This is a genomic window from Actinomadura sp. BRA 177 (assembly GCF_013372625.1).
GTDB lineage: Bacteria > Actinomycetota > Actinomycetes > Streptosporangiales > Streptosporangiaceae > Spirillospora.
This window is the reverse complement of the sequence record NZ_JABXFD010000133.1, coordinates 1-1,412: the sequence shown is the minus strand read 5'-3', so window position 1 is coordinate 1,412 and position 1,412 is coordinate 1. Positions and strand designations below refer to the sequence as shown.

The 1,412-nt window shown below is 76.0% G+C and carries 1 protein-coding gene and 2 pseudogenes; 1 reads left to right on the top strand and 2 read right to left on the bottom strand.

Translation table 11 applies throughout. The annotated features are described in order from the left end of the window. Positions 1–323, top strand: a pseudogene (locus HUX53_RS03690) (hypothetical protein); the annotation flags it as partial. A gap of 5 nt (positions 324–328) precedes the next feature. Here HUX53_RS03690 and HUX53_RS03685 read toward each other — a convergent pair. Together HUX53_RS03685 and HUX53_RS03680 are read right to left on the bottom strand one after the other, a co-directional pair. Then, positions 329–760, bottom strand: coding sequence for a hypothetical protein (locus HUX53_RS03685; RefSeq protein WP_176401757.1), 432 nt, complete (start codon positions 758–760; stop codon positions 329–331). A gap of 110 nt (positions 761–870) precedes the next feature. Beyond that, positions 871–1,412, bottom strand: a pseudogene (locus HUX53_RS03680) (hypothetical protein); the annotation flags it as partial.

Genomic DNA, 1,412 nt, shown 5'->3' with positions numbered 1-1,412 from the left:
GCCTGAGCGTGCAGGTCGGCCCGCTGGTCACCACCGTCCGCGTCGTGCACGGCGCGGAACGCGCGCGCCTGGCCGCGCAGGGCGCGCGCGTCGCCGACATGGAGTCCGCCGTCGTCGCGGCGCGGGGCGGCGGGCTGCCGGTCGCCGCCGTCCGCGTCGTCGTGGACGGCCCCGGGCACCCGCTGTGGCGGCCGGGCACGATCGGGCGGGGGCTGGCCGTGCGGCGCGTGCTGGCCCGCACCGGCCCCGCCCTGGAGCGCTGGAGCGTGCTCCTGGTCCGCGGCGGGGAGAGCACCGGTGGGCAGAGCGGCGCGGCCGGCTGAGCCGGTCAGCCGTGCTGGCCGCCGCTGTGCCCGGTGCCGTGGTGGTCGCCCTGGACGATCTTGCCGCCGAGCTCCTTGCGGAGCGACTCCAGCGTCGGCTTCTCGCTGACCGCGATCCAGCGCGCCCCGACCAGGTACCACCCGCCCCACGGCTTGGCCTCGTGCAGCCAGGCGTTCATGCCCTTGTCGGTGGTGAAGCTCACCAGGACGTACCGCCCGAGAGAGGTCTTGCAGTTCCCCTGCTCAAGGTCCTCGACCTTGCGCGTGCCGGTCACCTTGCAGTCCGTCTGCTTCGCGAGCTCCTGCAAGCTGGCCGGCTGGGCGGTCTTCTCGCCGGACGAGGCGTCCGCGGAGCAGCCGGCCGCCAGCGGCAGCGCAAGCGCCGCCGCGCACAGCAGCGGCAGCCTGATGAGGTCGAGGGGGTGTCGGGAACCCATCGCCATTCCTCTCCGGGGTGAGATGCGCGATTCGAGGGGTGAATACGCGTCCCGCCCCGGCGGGGTTCACCCGTGCGCTCAGGACATCGGGCGCTCAGGTCATCGGGCGCTCAGGTCATCAGGCGGGCGCCCGCGGCCGCGCGCACGTCGGGCTCCTCGGCGCCGTCCTGGTGCAGCCGCCGCAGCCGCAGCCCGGTCTCCCGGGTGAGCGGCGCCGACCGGGCGGCCTCGGCGCGCACGCCCTCCTCGCAGTCCCACAGCCCCTCGACGGTGTAGGACTCGGCGGTGTGCGGCGCGGTCCGCGTCAGCGCGGTCAGGATGCGGGGTCTCAGATAGGCGTAGGTCGACTCGGTCCAAGCGGTCTTCAGCAGCGGGACGGCCTCTCCCGCACGTAGTCGCCCCAGTCCCTCGATCGGCCCGGCGGCGCCGCCCCACTCGCGGCGGGCGACGGCGCCGCGCAGCTCGTCCATGAGCAGCGGGATGTCCTGGCGGGTGCCGTACCGGGCGAGGATGCGCAGCCCCATGTCGGCGCAGCCGCCGCGTTCGGCCGCCCACGCCCGCGCCCGCGGCAGCGTCTCCGGCCCGTAGTCGCGCAGCGCCCGGCGCACCGCGCCGCCGACCCGGCTCGGCCGCTGCGGCAGCAGTTCCTCGG

Excerpts from the sequence above, each read along its gene's own strand:
- HUX53_RS03685 (WP_176401757.1), bottom strand. The coding sequence starts at position 760 with ATGGGTTCCCGACACCCCCTCGACCTCATCAGGCTGCCGCTGCTGTGC.